We start from the raw sequence: 20,272 nt of genomic DNA on the forward strand, positions 1-20,272 counted from the left end.
GCAGAAACGAGACCGATCCTCTCGGATCCATTCGCTTCGTCAATGTCGGAAGTCTGACAGACCGAAGTCGTAAGCAAGCTGACAAACCAGCCACAACAAGCCGAGATTGTGGCTGAATGCCAGCACTGCGGGCTTGGCACGGCTTTTGCGCCTGGAAGTGCAACGTCAGCCTAACAGAGCCATTCAATGTCCCCACCGATGACTTCGCTTGAAAGCGAGACCAAACTGATCTCGCCCGCGAAATCGGCTGGATGCACCTCGTCGACCTGCGCCTCGCCCGCAAGCGCTGATGCCATGGAGTCGGCTGTCTGGGAGAAGGTCAGGGACCATCCGTGCTATTCAGAAGAAGCGCACCACTATTTCGCCCGCATGCATGTGGCGGTCGCCCCGGCTTGCAACATTCAGTGCAACTACTGCAACCGCAAATATGATTGCGCCAACGAGAGCCGACCTGGTGTCGTCTCCGAAAACGTGACGCCTGATCAAGCGGTCCGCAAGGTGATCGCGGTCGCCAATCAAGTCCCGCAGCTTTCCGTGCTCGGCATCGCCGGACCGGGCGATGCCTGTTACGACTGGAACAAGACAAAGGCCACGTTCGGACGCGTCGCGGAGGTGATCCCCGACCTCAAGCTTTGTCTCTCGACAAACGGCCTAGCGCTGCCCGACCATGTCGCCGAGCTTTGCGACATGAATGTCGATCACGTTACAATCACCATCAACATGGTCGACCCGCAAGTCGGCGCAAAGATCCATCCTTGGATATTCTATAAGCACCGCCGCTATACCGGCATTGAAGCCGCCCGGATCCTGCACGAGCGGCAAATGCTTGGCCTGGAGATGCTGACGGCGCGCGGCATCCTTGCCAAAATCAATTCGGTGATGATCCCCGGCGTCAACGACGAGCACCTGATGGAGGTGAATAAATGGGTCAAGGCGCGCGGCGCCTTCCTGCACAACATCATGCCGCTGATTTCGAACCCGGAGCACGGGACCCATTACGGCCTGACCGGGCAACGCGGCCCTAAGGCGATGGAGTTGAAGGCTCTTCAGGATCGTCTCGAAGGCGGCGCCAGATTGATGCGCCATTGCAGGCAATGCCGAGCCGATGCCGTTGGCCTGCTCGGAGAGGATCGTGGGCAGGAGTTCACACTCGACCAGATCTCCGAGGACGTCACCTACGACGCGAGCAAGCGCGACGCGTATCGCGAGGTGGTTGCGCGCGAGCGCAGCGATCGAGCGGTGGCTAAAAGCGAGGCGACCGAACTGGTGAAGGCGGCGGGCTCGGGTAAGTCGCTTCTTGTCGCCGTGGCCAGCAAGGGCGGTGGCCGCATCAACGTACATTTCGGCCACGCGAGAGAGTTCCAGATCTATGAGGCCTCGCCTAGAGGAATCAGCCTGGTCGGGCATCGGAAAGTCGAGCAGTACTGCCTGGGCGGCGGGGGCGAGGATGCCACCCTCGCTGGCGTCCTTGCTGCCCTCGAAGGCATCGATATCGTGCTGTGCGCCAAGATCGGAGATTGCCCGAAGGCTCAGCTCAGCGGGGCCGGAATCCGAGCGACGGATGATTACGGCTATGAGCATATCGAGACCGCGATCAGCACGGTTTACGCTGCCGAGTTTGGCGCCAAACCACTGGCCGCGACGGCCTGAGATCTCTCAATCCAAACCGACCAGGAGTTGAACAAAAATGGCGTTCAAGATCATCGCATCCCAATGCACCCAGTGCGGTGCCTGCGAGTTCGAATGTCCTTCGGGTGCGATCAAATTCAAAGGCGAGGCCTACGTCATCGACCCGCAGAAGTGCACCGAATGCAAGGACGCCTTTGATGCACAGCAATGCGCCTCGGTTTGCCCGGTGGAGATGACGTGCGTTCCGGCCTGACGTCCCAATCGGCCGACTACGGCGGGTCATCGCAAACCATAATTTGAAGTGCTTTATCGGCAGTGTGCAGTTGCCAGAAGGAGAACGGCCATGACGCTCTGGCGCGAACAGGAGGTCGAAATCCACAAGCCTCCAGGGTTTATGCCCGGCGAACGGGTCCGCGCCACACGCCACGTCAAAAATGATGGCACCTATCCCGGTAAGGAGATTGGCGAAAACCTGGTGCGGACAGGTGATGAAGGTTATGTGCGCGACATCGGCACCTTTCTCCAGCAGTTCTACATTTATGCGGTCGAGTGGATCGGTCGTGGTACAGTTGTGGGAATGCGGGCGCGTGAAATGGTGAGCCTCGACAGGTCCTGTACTCCATCTGATTCCGAAATGAATGCGGCTGCTGACAAACAGGCAGCCACATGAAGCTGATGATCCGCAGGACCGGCGCCGGCCTGTCGGCTTATGTTCCCAAGAAAGATCTCGAAGAGCCGATCATCCAGACTGAGAATGAAAGTCTCTGGGGCGGGGCCGTAACGCTTAGGAACGGCTGGCGTTTCGTCCTGCCCGACCTTCCGCGGGACACGCGATTGCCGATCACCGTTGAGGCTCGGAAAATTTCTGACGCCGAGTAGGAAGGCGGGTGGATAGCATGAAGGCTAAAGCTATGAGCAAAAACACCGTCCCGCGCCATCTTTTGATCACTCGGGACAGCCATGCCGAAACGCGGCTTGACCTGATCAAGGAGGCGCTCGCGGCCGACCTGATGGTTCCCTATCTCGGGCCGGGTCTTCTTCAGCTCGGCTGCGCGAAGCCGCCGGTACCGCATACGCCGGAAGCCATCGCCTCGGCTCTCAACGCGCGCGCCCCAGCCCCCTCCAAGATCCGCACCAATATGTGGTCTGTGGCGCAGTTTATTGAACAGCGCCGGCATCGCCGCACGCTTCAAGGTTGGATGGCCGAGATCTTCGCGGCACCTGCCGCGCCGACGGTCCTGCACGCCTGGCTCGCCACGCTGCCGCTCTCGCTTCTCGTCGACAGTTGGTATGATGGCGCGATGCGCGCGGCCCTGGTCGCGACCGGCCGAACGGATGTCGTCGAGATACAGGGCGTGACGCGGGCGAACGAAACCAAAGACATTTGGACCAAAGCCTATGATTTGTCCGGAATTGAGCTCGACCCGGTACCACCGGTTGAGACCGTTCTCTATGTGCCCCATGGCAGCATCAGGCCTGCGGCAAACTTCCTGGTTTCAGATTCCGACTATGTCGAAGTGCTGACAGACATCGACATCCAGACCCCGATCCCTGATCAGGTGAAGCAGCGGCGCAACAATCGGGGCTTTTTCTTCGTCGGCTGCCGCTTCGACGATCAGATGCTACGCACCTACGCCTTGCAGATCATGAAGCGCTCCGACGGTCCACATTTCGCGCTCATTGATGGGTCGGTGCTGACCAGAAACGAACGCCGTTTCCTGGCAGAGTGCGCAGTCACGGTCATTGACATGCCGATAGACGAAGCTGCGGCTCGGCTTGCCGGATCGCCGTCATAAGCCAAAGAATTTCCAGAAGATGCCAGAGTTCACGGACGCGCGGTTCCTTTCATCTGTGCAGGTAGACGACAATGTCGCGTAGCCGGGGTCTGCGGCACGCGGGGATTGTTGCGCGACGCCGGCGTCAGCATGGCGATGGGGTCTGAATACCGGTTTGACCGTCAACATGGCCAGGCGAAGTCAACGATGCAGTCAGATGCATCGGAATCAGACGCCAACCTGAGGGAATCGCGGGACTACACGAGAGACATGGGAGACACGTCGGCGATGAATCAGTTTACCACCGCCGAACCGTTGGCTTGCGTCTTGCAAGGCACAACATCTCACATTGGCTCGGGGCAAGATTCCGGATGGAGACCTCCTCGCGTTATGGTCCCGCCTGCAGCAGCCTTGCGCGGAGGACCCATCCGGGATGCCTCCTGCAACAATATTTTGCGCATCCATATGCTTGCGGAATCACTGTTATGAAGAGCAGGCCATTGTATGGCTTCGGTAAATGCGGGAAGCGGCAGCGGAATTTCAGCGATCCGCAGCGGTATCGCTCCTGCAATGTGGTCAACCAGCCGCGACGGCAAGGTGGCTATCCGCTCCGTCCGCGTCAACATGGGCGGGACCATGCAGAAGCCCTGTACGACCACCTCGATACGTCTCTTGATCCCGTGCTCGAGGAAGTACCATTCTTCGATGGAAGGCTGCCGCGTGCGTCCGAACTTGGGGGCAACGTGCCCCATCGAAATGTATTGCTCGAATGTAAGCGGTTTTGATAGCGCCTTGTTCGTGGGGCAGCCGACGCAAACGAGGGTCTCGTCGAATAGTGTTGCTCTGGGATGCGCGCTCGACATGAACACGTCTGGAAGAATTAAAAAATCGATCTCCCCGCGCCTCAGAAGCTCATCGGGGTGCTCGTATAGAGACAGCAGTTCAAAGCTGACGTCGGGCGCCTCCCGTGCGACACGCTCCACCACCGATTGGAAATATACGGAGGTCATGAAATCGGAAATGCCGATCCGGAAGCGGCGCTTCGATTGAGCTGGGTTGAACATATCCCAGGAAATGATGGAGAGCTGCACGTGCAGCAGAGCCTCACGGACGGCGGGGGCCAGCCCTTCGGCACGGGGTGTTGGGACAAGTTCGCGGCCTTTCATCGTAAATAGCTCATCATGGAAAAAATCCCGCAACCGTGCGACAGCCGCGCTCATGGCCGGCTGGCTCAGATTGATGCTGCGAGCGGCAGCGGTGAGGTTGCGCTCGTTCATGAGAGCGTCGAGCGCAACGAGGAGGTTTAGATCAAGGCCTTTGAAGCGCACTTAGCATTTTATCCATAGCGTGGATGGGAGGCATCGAAACGTTAGATTTTACGCGGCTTATGGAATGCTGCATAGAAAAATGTCAACCGCGAGGGTCTCTTCAGATGCACAAACCATGGCTCTTCAGTTGCCCTGCTCCCTGAAGTGCACGTCGAGCATCAGCCAATGCGCATGTCCAGCGCCGCCATCTTGTCGGGCGTGCCCGCAACAAAGCTTCTCCTGAGCTGCTTGGAGGCTGACCCTATCAAACTGTTCTAAGATGGCTTAGCGATGTGGATTAGTGAATAAACATGACAAGAATTTGAAATATCTCGGCGCATGAATCTCGTGTGGCATATGGTTCTGTCTGAAGCATCGAACCTCCCGCGAAAAATCGTGGGTACCCATCTTTCTTTTTGGGTCTGCCACGTTCTAGCAACTCACATCTGGCTACTGCGTGGTTTTATCTCGCCGCGTCTCGTAGGTCTCGGCCGAGTTATCATCTGCAATGCTGATTGGAGATACAAGCAATGACCCAAACCGTGCCGTCGCCCGGCCCATTCGTTATCCTTGCGATGCCCAGGACGGGCACGCATTATCTGGAAGAAATGCTGAACGAGCATCCGCAGGTCCTGAGCAACGGGGAATTGCTCAACACTTACGACACGAATTGGCTCGATAAGGACCGTTTGACCGGTGGCGATCGCGCGCTCCTTGAGCTTGCCTACTTGCGCTACCCGAACCAAACCCACAAGAAGCTGACGCGCGTTGGTTGCAAGATCAATGAACCTCAGTTCCACGACCGTCCAGGCTTTTTTGCTGAGCTCGCCCGTTGGCCAGATCTCAAGGTCATCCTTCTGGTCCGCAGGAACACATTGGAGTCGCTGCGATCGCTGACACAGGCGAGGCAAACCCGCCAGTGGTTGAAGTTCAGTTCGGACAACGATGCGGCTCCGTCCATCAAGCTGACAGTCGCCTGCTGCGAGGCTTATTTCAAGGCCGCCGATGATTTCCACAATCGTGTCGCGCGCTCCTTCGCGTCCACGGACTTGCATGTGGCCGAGTATGAGACCCTTCTTCGCGAGCCCTCGGCGTGCTTGGCTAAAATTTGGGAGTTCCTAGGGGTCGCAGCGTTTGGGCCCTCTGGTACAGCTAACCTAAAGCGCCAGGAAGCACGCCCCCTGGACCAAACGATAGAGAATTTCGAAGAGTTGCGGCGCCACTTCGCAGGCGGACCTTACGCGAGATTTTTTGAGATCGGTCGCCGTCTGACTCCTCGTCGCAGTGGCAAGGGACGGCTTGCCCATTCTTAGGCTCCATCACCGGCGCGAGCTTATGAAGATGAACATAGGGCAAACCTGGACACCGCCGTGCGATTTTGTCCTTCTTCTCCTGATGCGACGACTATCGAGGCCTTAACCGAGACTGGGGGGCAAGAGTTCTGGCGCTTCAGCGTTGGCTTTTCGTTCGATCATGTCGTTGCGTCGGAACAGCAAAACTGCCCGCAACGGAATCTCCGACTCCTGGCGCTTCCATTGCGGCCGGTTCTCCTGCCGGGAAGCGCCGTCATCGCGCGAGCCAGGGCGGAGAATCCCGCGCATTCTGCGTTAGGCGACAGCGAGCCCAACTCAGCGGCACCGAGAATGGTCAGCCCATGCACGCACGTCGAGGCGGCCATCGCAGAGCCAATTGCATTGAAAATCAGTCTTCGGAGGTTTGGTAGTTAAGCCCATCCCGACTAAAACGGGCACCTGAGGTGCGGCAGGGCGCTTTTCGCAATCACCGCCTGGCCGCCGACGACCGACGTTAGTGCGGAGTTCCGCCTGCGCGTGCGAAAAGCCGCACAAATCGGCTGATTGACAGTGCCGAAACCGTAGGAAAGACGGCGCTGTCGCAATATTTCTCAGGCTGGCACTCATTTTGCAACCGACACTGCCGCCGCGCTCGACCGGAGACCGCGACGCGCGAAGACCGGCCCAAACGGGCCAAAGGAGAGCAATAATGTTAGCTGCACCAATCCCAAGCGAGAAACCAGCGCCCCAAAGGCACTTCAGTGCCCAACTTTAAGTGCAGGTGCTTGGCCGCATTATCCTCGGATCACATCTGGGGATGTCTATCCGCCGGTCAGTGAGATGCTGACTCCGCATGGCGCCACCTTCTCTACGCGTGATGGCTGCATCGACATTTCAGGATCTATGTTTGACGAAGCGACTTTCCCTGCTGACGGTCTTCGCGGGGGCTCGTTGACCCTGGCCAGCTATGGCGCTGTTATACTCTTGCCCGCTTCCCGGCTCGGCTGCGGCGGGTCCTTGCGGTGGGGTGCTTGCGCCCCTGCCCGGCCCCATGGGCATTTCAACGGGTTTCGCTGCAATTAGCCCCGTCTGTTGCCGCCTTCGTTGGCGGACACGTGTGCCGGAATGGGCGAAAGGATGCTCGCGACGCCTGATGCTACCCACGGCAACTCCTCCTATCCAAGAGTTGGATGACCGTCATCAAAACAATCGATTTTACCAGTTTTAGCGAATGCTGCATTAGAGAAGCTCGAAGCTTAGAATTTGACAGCAAAAGGAAGGTTGTCCAGATCTCGGCTCCAGAGAAACACCTTTGGCTGCAGAACGAGCTCTTAATCGAGGCGCTTATCGATTGCTTCAAGGTTCTACTTCAGCGGCAGCGCGACATAGATCTCTATGTCTTGTCAGAAACTATCCCTCTAATCTGAACTTGTAGGCATATCTTCACCAATTGCCTTCGAAGTAGGATAACGTTGTGCTTGACTCAATAAAACAGCAAAGAACAATACCTTGTTCATCGCGATCTAAATTGCGCTGGAGACTGTGTTGGGAAAATGAACTTAGCCTTGACGACCATATAGAACTGGCAGAGTTCTTCCGAAATACCTATGGTCCGACTGGGATATTCCACGCAAAACCATTCGATGGCAGTAAAAGTTGGGCCGGCGCGAGGCCTGAGCTCCGTGCAATCGGCTATGACTCGAATGGGGTAGCAGCTCACATCGGGCTGCTGCGTCGCTTCATCAGGATCGGCGCCGTCGATCTGCTGGTGGGTGAACTTGGTCTGTATGGTGTACGTCCGGATCTTGAGGGGCTCTGGATTGCGCATTCCGTCCGGGTCATGCATCCGGTACTGCAGGAGCTCAAAGTCCCATTCGCATTCGGCGCGGTTCGACCTGCGCTGCGGCATCATATCGCAAGGTTCAGCCGAAACGGTCTGGCGACGATCATGCCCGGGATCCGTGTGCGATCGACCCTTCCCCGTGCCCTTCTCGACAAACCACCCACCCGCACGGAGGACGTAGTCCTCATTGTCCTCCCGATTGCGCAGCCTATCTCCGACTGGCCGTCCGGCACGATCATCGATCGGAACGGACCGGAGCTGTGAATTCCCCCAACTGCATATCCGAAGTCCGTGGTGAATGTGCCGATGGCACTGACCGGTGCACGGTTTATTTGACCTTTGACGACGGTCCTAACCCCGATTGCACACCGGACATCCTTGATCTGTTGGGGGAAAAGCAGGCGTCGGCAACTTTCTTCGTCATCGGGACGTACGCGTCAGACCAGCCCAAACTGATCCAACGGATGATTGCAGAAGGGCACCGGGTCGGCAATCACACGATGACGCATAGGGATTTGGCCGAATGCCACCTTGGCCAGATACAGTTTGAGATACTTGAGGCAAATAGGATCATTCGCAGGGCATGTCCCGAGGCCCAGCTGACTCATATGCGCGCGCCGTATGGCAGCTGGACCGAACAAGTGCTCACGACCTGCGGGCGCGCTGGTCTGACGCCGGTCCATTGGTCGATCGACCCTCAAGACTGGTCTCGGCCCGGCGTCGAGGCGATTGTCGGTACGGTAATGGCCTCCGTCCGCCCGGGCGCAATCGTGCTCTTGCACGATGGCTGTCCTCCCAACGAGTTCAGACCGGATGCTGAGGCCGGTCTGCGGGACCAGACGCTGAAGGCCCTGTCTCATCTGATCCCAGAGTTGCACGAGCGGGGATTTGCAATCCGCTCCCTCCCCCCAACCCACTGAACAAAGCGACATCCCATGAACCTGCTCGACACAACCAGCATTGGTGCTGTCTCGATCTACGCATTGCTCTCGACTGCCTACAAAGGCATGCAGACGGTTTATGCTTCACCGGCAGACCTGTCGTCGACCTCGGATGGCCCGGCCGGCTCCCAACTTCTGCCGAGCGTGGATGTCATCGTCCCATGCTATAACGAGGATCCGGACACGCTCTCTGCCTGCCTAGCTTCTATTGCGGACCAAAACTATGGCGGAAAACTCCGGGTCTATGTAGTTGATGACGGGTCTGCAAATCAGGTTGCCGTGAGACCCGTTCATAATGTTCACGCGCATGACCCGAGGTTCAACTTCATTCTGCTCCCGCAGAATGTTGGAAAGCGCAAGGCGCAGATCGCCGCGATACGCCGCTCATCCGGAGATTTGGTGCTCAACGTCGACTCCGACACAACGCTCGCTTCCGATGTGGTGACGAAGCTCGCGCTGAAGATGCGAGATCCCCAGATCGGCGCGGCCATGGGTCAGTTGATAGCCAGCAACAGGGACGAGAATTGGCTGACCCGGTTGATCGACATGGAATACTGGCTTGCTTGCAACGAGGAGCGCGCGGCCCAAGCTCGTTTCGGTGCGGTTATGTGCTGCTGTGGCCCATGTGCGATGTATCGCCGGTCGGCGCTGCTTATGGTTCTTGATCAATACGAAACGCAGCTGTTCCGTGGGAAGCTGAGCGACTTCGGCGAGGATCGCCATCTCACGATCCTCATGCTGAAAGCGGGACTTCGAACCGAGTACATTCCGGACGCGATCGCGGCAACGGTCGTGCCGGATCGGCTGCGGCCATATCTACGCCAGCAACTGCGCTGGGCGCGAAGCACCTTCAGAGACACGCTGCTTTCGCTGCGCCTGCTACCCAGCCTCGATCGCTATCTCACCTTGGACGTGGTCGGGCAAAATGTCGGGCCGCTCCTCCTCGCAGTGTCGGTGGTAACAGGGATCGCGCACCTTGCGCTCACTGACGAAGTGCCTTGGTGGACTGGCATCGTGATTGCGGCCTTGACGCTGATCCGCTGCAGCGTGGCAGCGTTTCGTGCTCGCGAACTGCGATTTCTGGGATTTTGTCTCCATACACCCATCAATCTCTTTCTTTTGCTTCCTTTGAAGGCGTATGCGCTTTGCACCTTGAGCAATAGCGATTGGTTGTCGCGCAACTCTGCTGCCACTGTGCCAAGCAGCGGTGGCAAAGATGTTCCGATCAGAACCGCCAGCGTTGGTTCGAGAACCGCCGACGCGTCGGAAGATGCGGCGCCATCGCACAGGCCCACTCTTTTGAGGGATTTTTCGACAGTGACATCATCCGGCATGGGCGCCCAAGAATGATTGCGGATCGAAGCTGGGAGACAGTCTTGGCAGAGCATGACAGTCGCCATTGGCCGCATTTAAAATTGGCCACAGACGATGCCTGGCGGTTCGACGGCAATCCGCTGGATCCAAGCGTCACTCGGAAGCCCTCGGGCTGTCGCTTTCCCAGGGGTTTGTCACAAACGCGCTGCAAATCGGATGCGCGGCCAGTGACGTCGAATTGTTCTCGAGCCAGGAACCGTTTGGTCTGATCATCGTGACGGAAATATTACACGGTGCCATGCCCGATACGCGCGCCCCCATCGGGAAGCTGGCGAGTGTGTTCGCGTCGGGTGGGAATCTGATTTCCGATCAGCGCGCAGTCCCACTTGTCGGCGCTGGGACACCCCGCTTGCGCCGGCGCCACGACGGCCATGTCACGCAAAACCAAGTCGATCACTAGCAAAGGCCAAGTGAGCCATCAACAAACATTGCTTGCTCGCTTTGGAAGTCCCGTTCGGCTTCAGGTGCATCGGATTCCGGCAGACGGACAGAGCTGAATGGAGGCATCACATTTCTTGCTCACGAGATCGGCGCATCGGCGGCTTCGCCTTGTTGACCATTGCGTGACCAGTTCGCTCGTTCAGACGGCTCTCTGCGCCGTGCTTGCTCAGGTCGGGTATTTCTTGGCGATGCTCTGTCTGCTGTGGAGAACCGAGCAGAGCTCCACGAGTCGTTCACGACCACACACAACAGAGACGGAGCGGTTGAGTGAAGTCAGCGACGATCACTCTGGGAAGGCTGGATAGCCTGCGGGCGCCAAAAAATGGAGGCACTATGCGCATGGACGGCATGAAAGTGATGCGGAACGGGGTGTTTGCCCATGTCGAGAACGGACGTCTCTTCTGTCACTTTGAAGAGGAGAAGCAAGGCGAGCGTCCGCCCCATCAGATCCACAGACATCTTAACACGAGTCGACCGCCGTCGCGGGACACGGTTCGCATGCCAGGTGTGGGGCCAAGCGAGTGAGCGCGTTCTGGCAGGGTTACGCCAATTCGCCAGCCGAGGCCGTCAGCGGGGCGCCCCTCCCCCTCTCTCCCCCTCGCGTGATCGCGAGTTTATGCAAGCCACCTGAGCCTGGTCGACTGCCTTCTGCAGGGGGAGACAAGCACATGGCCACGCTAGCCATCGATCTTGATGGCGTGAGCAAGTCGTACGGCAACAAATTGGTCGTGGACGGGCTGTCGTTCACCGTTGCGGCGGGAGAATGCTTCGGCCTGCTAGGCCCGAACGGGGCCGGCAAAAGCACGATCACGCGTATGCTCCTCGGCATGACCCCGCCTGATTCCGGCAAGATCACGGTGCTCGGCATGCCAGTACCAGCACGCGCGCGCCTGGCACGCGGGCGCATTGGAGTCGTCCCGCAGTTCGATAACCTTGATCTCGAGTTCACGGTTCGTGAGAACCTGTTGGTTTTCGGGCGCTACTTCGGCATGACCACCCGCGCGGTCAAAGCGGTCATACCGTCGCTGCTCGAGTTCGCTCGCCTCGAGAGCAAGGCCGACGCACGCGTCAGCGCACTGTCCGGTGGTATGAAGCGGCGCCTGACGCTCGCGCGAGCGTTGATCAACGACCCGCAGCTGCTTGTGATGGACGAGCCCACCACAGGCCTTGATCCACACGCGCGCCACCTGATCTGGGAGCGGCTGCGCAACCTCCTGGCGCAGGGCAAGACGATCATTTTGACCACCCACTTCATGGAAGAGGCAGAGCGGCTGTGCAACCGCCTTTGCGTCCTTGAGGGCGGGCGCATTATCGCAGAGGGCCGCCCACACGCGCTCATCGAAGAGCAGATCGGCTGCCAGGTACTCGAGATATACGGCGGTAATCCGCATGAATTGAGTGAGATGATCAAGCCGCACGTACAGCGCAGCGAGGTGAGCGGCGAGACGCTCTTTTGCTATGCGCCCGATCCGGAGCAGGTTCGCGTGCAACTGCACGGGCGCGCGGGTTTGCGTCTCCTGCAGCGACCACCGAATCTGGAGGACGTTTTTTTGCGGCTGACCGGGCGCGAGATGGAGAAATGATGATAGGCGAACGTTACGCCGCGGCTCTACCAGCCAATGCGTGGAATTGGGTCGCGGTGTGGCGCCGCAACTACCTCGCATGGAAAAAAGTGGCGCTTGCGTCCCTTATCGGCAACCTGGCCGACCCCATGATCTCCCTGTTTGGGCTCGGCTTTGGCCTTGGAATAATGGTGGGGCGCATTGAGGGCACGTCCTACATAGCGTTTCTAACAGCGGGCATGGTCGCCGCCAGCGCGATGACCTCCTCCACCTTTGAAACGATCTACGCAACTTTCGGCCGCATGCAGCGGACCTGGGAAGGAATCCTGTACACACAGCTCACGCTCGGCGATATCGTGCTGGGTGAATTGGCATGGGCTGCCACGAAGGCTTTTATGGCCGGCACCGGAATCATGATTGTAGCCACTGTGCTGGGCTATGTGGCATGGCCATCCGCTCTCTATGCGCTACCTGTCCTTGCTCTTACTGGCCTCGCTTTCGCGAGCTTGGCAATGGTCGTGACGGCGCTTGCGCCCAGCTACGACTACGTCGTTTTTTACCAGACGCTCGTCATCACACCCATGCTGTTCCTAACAGGGGCTGTCTTCCCGGTGAGCCGGATGCCTGGCGCTTTTCAGCAGGTAGGCAACTTCCTGCCGCTTGCGCATTCGATCGAGCTCATTCGTCCGGCCATCCTTGGCCGCCCGGCCGCCAGCATCGGCCTGCACATCGGGGCGTTGTGCATCTACACAGTGGTGCCGTTCTTCCTGTCGTCGGTTCTGCTACGCCGACGACTCATGCCTTGATGCGCTTTACGAATCGTGATCGAGGTGCCGCGCGTGCAAACGCCGAAGGCCGCCTCACGAGCCGCAGGCGTTTGCCCGCACATGGCGCAAGTGGATCGCGCGGCCGAGTGGAGGGAGGTGGCTGGTCTCCAGGATCGCGGTCGCGACGACAGCGCCAGAACCGTCCGCCGCTGCAGCGGTGGCTGGCACAGAGTCCCTGGGCGGGGGAGCGCAAGGCCGGCAAGCATATCGCCGAGAAAGTTGGCGTCTGCCTGGCAACAGTCAGCCGTGTTCTCAATTGTCTTGGGCCGAACAGAGCTCTGGATGCATGACCGTTGGTATAACGCTACGAACGCGCATATCGCAGCGGGTGATCTCCATCTACATCACGAAGCTTGGCCGGTTCGACAGGCGCGTCATTGCAGGACAGAGCACCTGGCCGCCCAACCTCGGCGACCAGGCTGAGCACATCATGGCCTGCTCGCCTGATCACTGCCGCAACGGTCAGCCCTCTGCCGTGTTCTACTCAGGTCCACCAAAGAACAAGATCCGGCCGAGCAAATCCGAAGAAGCAGTTCACCAGAAGGCGACGCTTTTCCGTTGCCTGGTTGTCGGGTGACCCCGTGAACGAAACCGCCGCGTCGAACACTCCGCAGACAGGATCAACCAAGCTACCGAAAAGAGCGTCTACGGAGGATCGGGCATCTCGCGACTGTGCGAAATAGGTGGCTGCATCCTTCCTATAATGAGATGCGCCGACATACTGTCCGGGCACGCCGTCTTTGCGCTCGCTGAGATCGGGATTGCGAATAAAGTTCGCGGTGATCTCCTCGGCCACTTCGGTGCTAAAGGCTTGCTGATGTGGAGACCGGTGATGTCACCTCTCAGGACCGAGGTGATCTCGGCAGCCATCGACCGTCTTCCTGCGCGTCCGCAACACCCCGAATCTTCCAGCGATGCTTCCTTGCAGGGAAATGCCTCATTGCGTCCTGTTCGGGCATGCAAAAGAGCCTTCAACGAAATTCATAATTCTTCACGTTCGAAATGGATGGTGGTGGTGGTACGCTCCGCGCAAAGGAAGAGGCCGAATGGCGGCATGCCGGTGCTGCTTCCCACGGCCGAATGCAATCCGACTTACTAACGTGGAAAGAAGAGCGTTCATCCCAATTGAAGCAACGAAGGCGGCCTTGCCGAACATGCGGCGTGATGCTGATCGATGAAGATATTGAAAGCGCGTCATCACGGCAGCCGATCCTGATCATCTTCGCATCCTGGACTTTTGCGCTCGCCTGGTATCACAAGCGGGATCCGGCGTAGAACCACGGACAGTTACTCTATGGGCATGCCGAAGAGAGCAGTGGTGCAGATAGTCGGCCAGCGTGCGGAACGATGTTGCGGACTGTGCGCTGCGTTCGAGGTACCTGGCATCACCTGCAGCTAACACCGCTCACTCAATCCCATGCAACTTAAATACCCGAAGCGAGGCTCCTCCATGGCTAGACAATTCGTGTTCTCCTCAGAGTCCGTCGGCGCCGGACACCCGGACAAGATGGCCGACAACATCTCGGATGCCATTCTCGATGCGATCCTCCAAAAGGATCCCAAGGGGCGCGTCGCTTGTGAAGCGCTGGTGAAAAACTGCGAAGCTCTGGCGGAGACCGGAATGGTCGTGCTGGCTGGCGAGATCACCAGTGATGCGCAGATCGACTATAGCCAAGTTGCCCGCGATACCATTCTTGACATTGGATATGATGACGACGCCATGGGGTTTGATGGTCGGCGTTGCGCGGTCGTTCTGGCTATCAATGAACAGTCGTCTGATATTAGCCGGGGCGTCGACCGGGGACGAGGAGTTGATCTCGATCAGGGAGCGGGGGATCAGGGCCTCATGTTCGGGTACGCTTGCAGCGAGACGGATACACTAATGCCCCTGCCGATCCAGCTCGCTCACCACTTGACAAAAAGGCAGGCAGAGGTGCGCAAAGCAGGACAGCTTAGCTGGTTGCGCCCCGACGTGAAATCGCAAGTCTCGGTACGTTATGAAGGTTTGCGCCCGGTTGCGCTGGATACCATCGTCCTGTCGACCCAACATGACGAGGAGGTTTCACAAGAAGCAGTCCGGGAAGGCGTCATCGAGGAGATCATAAAGCCGGTCTTGCCAACCGATCTGGACACGACAGGGATCAGACTCCTGGTCAACCCGACGGGACGGTTCGTGGTCGGTGGACCGCGCGGCGACTGCGGACTCACTGGACGCAAGATCATTGTCGATTCCTACGGTGGGATGGGACGACATGGCGGTGGCGCCTTTTCGGGCAAGGATCCCTCGAAGGTCGATCGTTCGGCTGCCTATGCGGCACGGTACGTCGCAAAGAATGTCGTGGCTGGCGGACTTGCTGAGGTCTGTGAGGTGCAGATTGCTTACGCAATCGGCGTCGCCACGCCGGTTTCAGTTTTCGTCAACACCTTCGGGACGGCGACGATCGAGGAAGAAAGGATCGAGCGCCTCATTGTTGAGGTGTTCGATCTCAGACCCAAAGGCATTATCAAGATGCTTGATCTGTTGCGCCCGATATACCGCAAAACCGCGACCTACGGGCACTTCGGTCGTGAGGAGCCAGAGTTCACCTGGGAGAGCACTGACAAAGCTGACCTCTTGAGGCGGGAGGCAGGGCTGGCTGCAGCGTGAGGCCGCTCGCGGATCTATCTGCGCTTGACCATTGTAGAACTTAAGGGGCGCGCCCGCCCGCGCAAGACAAGAAGCCGGCTCGGGTTTTTGGCGGAGACATTGATGCCGGATTATGACGTGCTTTGCATCGGCAATGCGATTGTCGACATCATCGCCCAGTGCGAGGAGGACTTCCTCCAGACCAACGGCATCATCAAGGGCGCGATGAACCTCATAGACACACACCGCGCCGAATTGCTCTACAGCCGCATGGGCCCAGCGATCGAGGCCTCCGGCGGCAGCGCCGGCAACACGGCGGCTGGTGTCGCCTCCTTCGGCGGACGTGCCGCCTTCTTCGGCAAGGTCTCCAACGATGCGCTGGGCGAGATCTACGCGCACGACATCCACGCGCAGGGCGTCGCCTTCGACACCAAGCCGCTCGAGGGCGAGCCGCCTACGGCGCGCTCGATGATCTTCGTCACCCCCGACGGTGAGCGCTCAATGAACACCTATCTCGGCGCCTGCGTCGAACTCGGGCCGGAAGATGTCGAGGCCGACAAGGCGGCGGGAGCCAAGGTGACCTATTTCGAGGGCTATCTGTGGGATCCGCCGCGCGCCAAGGAAGCCATCCGGCAGGCGGCCAGGCTGGCGCACGCGGCCGGCCGCGAAGTGTCCATGACACTCTCCGATTCGTTCTGCGTCGACCGCTACCGCGACGAGTTCCTCGACCTGATGCGTTCGGGCACGGTCGACATCGTTTTTGCCAACAGCCACGAAATCAAGTCGCTTTACCAGACCTCGTCATTCGACGAGGCGGTGGCGCAGATCCGCAAGGATTGCAAGATCGCGGCGGTGACCCGTTCCGAAAAGGGCTCAGTCATCGTGCGCGGCGACGAGACGGTGGTCATAAAGGCAACCGCCATCAAGGAACTGGTCGACACGACGGGCGCCGGCGACCTCTACGCCGCCGGTTTCCTGCATGGTTATACACAGGGCCGCGACCTCCAGACCTGCGGCGATCTTGGCTCACTGGCGGCCGGATTGGTGATCCAGCAGATCGGCCCAAGGCCACGGCAAAACCTGCGCAAAGAGGCCGAGCAGGCGGGGTTGTTGTAGGCATCTCGAAGACTCGGCCCCACCGACGTTGTCATTGGCACGAAGACCGAAGCAAGCTAGGCGGGTGATAGCAATGTTGCGCTTTGTCGACTCCGCGACACTAAGTGTCCAGCCTCATCTTCTGCTGCATTCCCGTTAAACCGCTGAAATCAATGCCGCAAAACTCCTCCCTGAGGCTCCATTCGCGTTGGCACGAAGTTTGAATCTCATGGACGTGAGGCAAGGAGAGCTGCCGGGAGGCATTGATGACGCGGAGCGACGCTGCGATATCTCACCGCCTCAAGCCTGAACTCTGCTGAACTTCCTTCTTTGCATTCCCACTCTCCAGTTCCCTTAAACGGTGTCCACGAAACCGGCAGCATGCCAAAGTTCACCCACGCATATTGGTAGGTATGGCGAGGTTGAGAAGAAGCTATGTTCGCTCAAGGAGAACAAGCATTGGAATGAACCGTTTGGATCTCGTCCCTTGGGAGCGCGTTGCTAGTTCCACGGATGTGTTCCTTACTGGAAGGGATGCGCCGTTGTCAGGGGTGGCAAGTGGCGAATGTATGCTTGGGTTTGGCCGAGGCCACAATGGCAGCTGGAAGTTGGGGCGGGGGTGAACCATAAGCGGACGCTCATCAACAAGCCCGGGGACTCTTTGAAGTCAGCATTGCTGGGGAGTCTCATCCGTAAGCTCAACGACTGCCCCTAGCGGAACGCCCCAAGCTCAGCATTAAGAAGGTACACACGATGGTCGATAAGGTTTTTGATCGTGGCAACGAACTGTATGTGAAGAACGTTCCTGGAAAAGGCCGTGGGTTATTCGCCAATGTTCCGTTCAAGGTAGGAGATTTAATCGAGCGCGCGCCGACATGGGCATTTGATGACAAACAAGCAAACCTTATCGACATGACAGGACTACTTGAATATTATTTCGTACGCGGACCAAAGAAACAGAATGGCAATCCTGCAGCGCGTTACGTTGTTTTTGGACTTGCTTCATTGGTGAATCATTCTTCAAGTCCTAATGCAGAAACGGTTTGGGCTGACGAAGAATCGGGCACGTGGGTCAACATTATAGCGATCAAATACATACAGGCGAACGACGAAATAACGCAAAAATATAATAATATCTCAGATTACCCAAAGAGCATCAATTTCGTTGAATGATGCACGATAGGCCAGCGATATACAGATATCTACGTCATCTGCCCTGCCGGCGGGGAGGTGCGCCGGCAGGGCTCGCGGCGCAACGTCCGCAGTCAAATGGGAGGACCGGACAACAGCCGCGACATAGGTCGTTTCGCTCGCAAAGGTTAAACGGCGCCTTCGGCCTTCAAAGCGCGGTACGTCGTGTCAACGGACTTAGCCGTCGCATCGGCGATGATGTCGACTTCGTTCCGGGTAATGATCAGCGGCGGGGCAAAGCCGAGCGTATCGCTGTGGGGCATTGCCCGGCCGATGACACCGTTGTCAAGCAGAACAGCGGCGGCCCGCACGCCGACCTGCAGCCCGGGCTCGAACGGAATGCGCGCTTTGGGATCGCGCATCAGCTCGACGCCGGACAGGATGCCAACGCCGCGAACTTCGCCGACGATGGGATGTCCCTCCAGTTCGGCCTTCATGCGGGAAAGCCAATAGGGACCGACATCCTGGACATGCTCCAAGATGTTTCTTTCCTTGAGGACCTGGATGTTCGCAAGTGCGGCCGCCGCGCAAAGCGTATGCCCGGAATACGTCCAGCCGTGGCCAAGAGCTCCATGTTTTTCGGTTCCTTCTTCCAGCACGGACCAGACGCGGTCGCCGATGATCGAACCGGAGATGGGGAGGTAAGCGGAACTCACGCCCTTGGCGATGGTGACGAAATCCGGACGCATGCCATAGAGGTGAGAGCCGAATTTCTCGCCGGTCCGCGCGAATCCGCAAACCACTTCATCGGCGATCAGAAGGATATCGTACCTGTCCAGGACTTCTTGAATGGCAATCCAGTACCCCTTTGGGGGTGGAACGATGCCGCCGGTTCCAAGTGCTGGTTCTCCGATAAAGGCAGCAACCGTCTCCGGGCCCTCAGCAAGGATGAGGGCTTCAAGTTCGTCGGCGCAGCGTTTGGAGAAGGCCTCTTCCGTTTCGCCCTCGTGCGCCTGACGATAGTAGTGGGGCGTCGTGGTGTGGCGCACCAGGTTCAAAGGCAAGTCGAAGAACTTGTGGAAGAATGGAAGACCTGTAAGGCTACCGGTGACCAGCCCGGATCCATGATAGCCGCGATGTCGCGAGATGATCTTCTTCTTTTCGGGGCGACCAAGGATGTTGTTATAGTACCAGACCAGCTTGATGTTGGTCTCATTGGCGTCGGAACCGGACAGGCCGAAATACACCCTTTGCATGTTCTGTCCGAAATATTCGACCACCGCCTCCGCCAATCGGGCAACGGGCTGCGTGCCTTGGCTAGCATAGACATGGGCAAAGGGCAGTTCATGCGCTTGCTTCGCAATGGCGTCAGCAATCTCCGTACAACCATATCCCATGTTGACGCAGTAGAGTCCGCCGAATCCATCGAGACTCTTGCGGCCTTCAGTATCCCAGATGTAGACGCCTTCCGCTCCGGCCATAATGCGGTTTGGCGTCTCGCCGCGGCTGTGTTTTGCCAAATGCGTGGACGGATGAAAGACGTAGCTCCGATCCTTTTCCTGGATTTGTTTGGTCCCCAGATTCGTGAAGCTCATTGCCACTCTCCCGTTGATCGCCCGGCGGAGAACTCGGTCAGCCGCTCGTCAGGGCTGACTATAACGAGTTAGACACTTCACGTTCCACGGCATTGCACCTGCGCGACCGACGAATTCACGGAATTCGCGGCAATCTCCGTGGAAAACACGGATTCCGGAATCTCACCGCCCTCTCGACGCGGACAAGGGGATCGGCGAATTGGATTTTACGGATTTTGTTACGACGAGGCTGTAATATTGGTCGATCCCGAGGCTTGCCTGCAGCAATCCTTCCATCAATGCCTGATAGGCAGCCATGGAGGGAGCTGCAACGCGCATCAGGTAGTCGACCCGGCCCCCGATCGCCCAACAGTCTAAAATTTCAGAGATGCCCTGAATCGCGGTCTCAAAGTGACGTTGGTCTTCGAGGCGGTGACGATCCAGCACCACCTCCACCATCACGGAAATCACGCTCCCGGTGAGTGATGGACTCAGCCGCGCATAATAGCCTTCAATAGCCCCTGAAGCTTCGAGTGCGCGGAGCCGCTCCGAGCAAGCCGACGCCGACAGATAAACGCGCTTCGCAAGTTCGCTTTTTGATATCCGACCGTCTGCCTGAAGCTCCGCGAGGATGCGAAGGTCGCAAGCGTCCAGGCGAACTGTGTTGAGTTTCGACCTCATGGCCTTGCCTGGCTGAATATTGGTTTACGTTTAATCTGCTTTGAGACTGCGTCATTGCCGGACGTGCCAGCCTACCGTTGCGTTCCTCGCAGGCGGTGCTGGCGTGGACATAAGCCCATGCGCACAGCTTGCAAACAAAAACAAAGCTTTTCACTGCTCTGTTCAAAGTCTATG

General features: G+C 58.2%; 19 protein-coding genes. 15 read left to right on the forward strand and 4 right to left on the reverse strand.

Translation table 11 applies throughout. From position 1 onward, the window contains the following. The first annotated feature begins 186 nt into the window (after positions 1-186). The 5 genes from nifB to O7A05_RS06920 all read left to right on the forward strand — a co-directional run bounded on the left by nifB (position 187) and on the right by O7A05_RS06920 (position 3,425). Positions 187-1,650, forward strand: a complete 1,464-nt coding sequence (nifB, locus tag O7A05_RS06900) for a nitrogenase cofactor biosynthesis protein NifB (protein WP_337092235.1) — start codon at positions 187-189, stop codon at positions 1,648-1,650. 37 nt (positions 1,651-1,687) lie between these two features. Beyond that, a complete protein-coding gene (locus O7A05_RS06905) occupies positions 1,688-1,882 on the forward strand; it encodes a 4Fe-4S binding protein (protein WP_149906178.1) in 195 nt (64 codons plus the stop codon). A 90-nt stretch (positions 1,883-1,972) separates the two neighbouring features. After that, the gene (locus O7A05_RS06910; RefSeq protein ID WP_337092236.1) at positions 1,973-2,299 is read left to right on the forward strand and encodes a nitrogen fixation protein NifZ; all 327 of its coding nucleotides are present in this window, start codon (positions 1,973-1,975) and stop codon (positions 2,297-2,299) included. Then, on the forward strand, positions 2,296-2,508 hold the full coding sequence (nifT, locus tag O7A05_RS06915; RefSeq protein WP_337092237.1) for a putative nitrogen fixation protein NifT: 213 nt from the start codon (positions 2,296-2,298) through the stop codon (positions 2,506-2,508). The genes O7A05_RS06910 and nifT overlap by 4 nt, the downstream gene beginning before the upstream one ends. A 17-nt stretch (positions 2,509-2,525) precedes the next feature. Beyond that, the gene (locus O7A05_RS06920; RefSeq protein ID WP_337092441.1) at positions 2,526-3,425 is read left to right on the forward strand and encodes an SIR2 family NAD-dependent protein deacylase; all 900 of its coding nucleotides are present in this window, start codon (positions 2,526-2,528) and stop codon (positions 3,423-3,425) included. Positions 3,426-3,748: 323 nt separating this feature from the next. Here the strand turns inward: O7A05_RS06920 and O7A05_RS06925 are convergent, their stop codons facing one another. Beyond that, positions 3,749-4,732 carry a LysR family transcriptional regulator gene (locus O7A05_RS06925; protein WP_337092238.1) on the reverse strand — a complete coding sequence of 328 codons (984 nt, stop codon included), beginning with the start codon at positions 4,730-4,732 and terminating at the stop codon, positions 3,749-3,751. Positions 4,733-5,241: 509 nt separating this feature from the next. Here O7A05_RS06925 and O7A05_RS06930 point away from each other — a divergent pair. The 7 genes from O7A05_RS06930 to O7A05_RS06955 all read left to right on the forward strand — a co-directional run bounded on the left by O7A05_RS06930 (position 5,242) and on the right by O7A05_RS06955 (position 12,970). Continuing rightward, entirely contained in the window at positions 5,242-6,024 is a 783-nt protein-coding gene (locus tag O7A05_RS06930; RefSeq protein ID WP_337092239.1) for a sulfotransferase, read from the forward strand. Between the two features lie 1,507 nt (positions 6,025-7,531). Next, positions 7,532-8,110, forward strand: coding sequence for a NodA family N-acyltransferase (locus tag O7A05_RS06935; protein WP_337092240.1), 579 nt, complete (start codon positions 7,532-7,534; stop codon positions 8,108-8,110). Further along, complete coding sequence (nodB, locus tag O7A05_RS06940) at positions 8,107-8,766, forward strand: chitooligosaccharide deacetylase NodB (protein WP_337092241.1); 660 nt, start codon at positions 8,107-8,109, stop codon at positions 8,764-8,766. Before O7A05_RS06935 ends, nodB begins: the two co-directional genes overlap by 4 nt. Positions 8,767-8,781: 15 nt before the next feature. Then, a complete protein-coding gene (gene nodC, locus O7A05_RS06945; RefSeq protein WP_337092242.1) occupies positions 8,782-10,137 on the forward strand; it encodes a chitooligosaccharide synthase NodC in 1,356 nt (451 codons plus the stop codon). A gap of 521 nt (positions 10,138-10,658) precedes the next feature. After that, a complete protein-coding gene (locus O7A05_RS34350) occupies positions 10,659-10,907 on the forward strand; it encodes an exopolysaccharide production repressor protein (RefSeq protein WP_415926965.1) in 249 nt (82 codons plus the stop codon). 363 nt (positions 10,908-11,270) lie between these two features. Further along, positions 11,271-12,185: a nodulation factor ABC transporter ATP-binding protein NodI gene (gene nodI, locus O7A05_RS06950; protein WP_337092243.1), complete on the forward strand. Its 915-nt coding sequence runs from the start codon at positions 11,271-11,273 to the stop codon at positions 12,183-12,185. Then, complete coding sequence (locus O7A05_RS06955; RefSeq protein WP_415926966.1) at positions 12,185-12,970, forward strand: ABC transporter permease; 786 nt, start codon at positions 12,185-12,187, stop codon at positions 12,968-12,970. Before nodI ends, O7A05_RS06955 begins: the two co-directional genes overlap by 1 nt. 505 nt (positions 12,971-13,475) lie before the next feature. On the opposite strand, the gene O7A05_RS06960 is transcribed toward O7A05_RS06955, so the two are convergent. Continuing rightward, positions 13,476-13,787 (reverse strand): hypothetical protein, encoded by a 312-nt coding sequence (locus tag O7A05_RS06960; RefSeq protein ID WP_337092244.1) that lies wholly within the window; start codon positions 13,785-13,787, stop codon positions 13,476-13,478. A 654-nt stretch (positions 13,788-14,441) separates the two neighbouring features. On the opposite strand from O7A05_RS06960, the gene metK reads away from it, so the two are divergent. From metK to O7A05_RS06975, 3 genes are all read left to right on the forward strand, one after another. Continuing rightward, positions 14,442-15,638: a methionine adenosyltransferase gene (gene metK / locus O7A05_RS06965; protein ID WP_337092245.1), complete on the forward strand. Its 1,197-nt coding sequence runs from the start codon at positions 14,442-14,444 to the stop codon at positions 15,636-15,638. A 102-nt stretch (positions 15,639-15,740) separates the two neighbouring features. Further along, positions 15,741-16,733 (forward strand): adenosine kinase, encoded by a 993-nt coding sequence (locus O7A05_RS06970; protein WP_337092246.1) that lies wholly within the window; start codon positions 15,741-15,743, stop codon positions 16,731-16,733. 732 nt (positions 16,734-17,465) lie between these two features. Further along, entirely contained in the window at positions 17,466-17,885 is a 420-nt protein-coding gene (locus O7A05_RS06975; RefSeq protein ID WP_337092247.1) for an SET domain-containing protein-lysine N-methyltransferase, read from the forward strand. Between the two features lie 146 nt (positions 17,886-18,031). On the opposite strand, the gene O7A05_RS06980 is transcribed toward O7A05_RS06975, so the two are convergent. Beyond that, positions 18,032-19,438: an aminotransferase gene (locus O7A05_RS06980; protein WP_337092248.1), complete on the reverse strand. Its 1,407-nt coding sequence runs from the start codon at positions 19,436-19,438 to the stop codon at positions 18,032-18,034. A gap of 162 nt (positions 19,439-19,600) precedes the next feature. Beyond that, positions 19,601-20,098, reverse strand: coding sequence for an Lrp/AsnC family transcriptional regulator (locus tag O7A05_RS06985; protein ID WP_337092249.1), 498 nt, complete (start codon positions 20,096-20,098; stop codon positions 19,601-19,603). Positions 20,099-20,272 lie beyond the last annotated feature (174 nt).

Origin of the sequence: Mesorhizobium argentiipisi (SeqCode), assembly GCF_037179585.1 — a bacterium.
Taxonomy (GTDB): domain Bacteria; phylum Pseudomonadota; class Alphaproteobacteria; order Rhizobiales; family Rhizobiaceae; genus Mesorhizobium; species Mesorhizobium argentiipisi.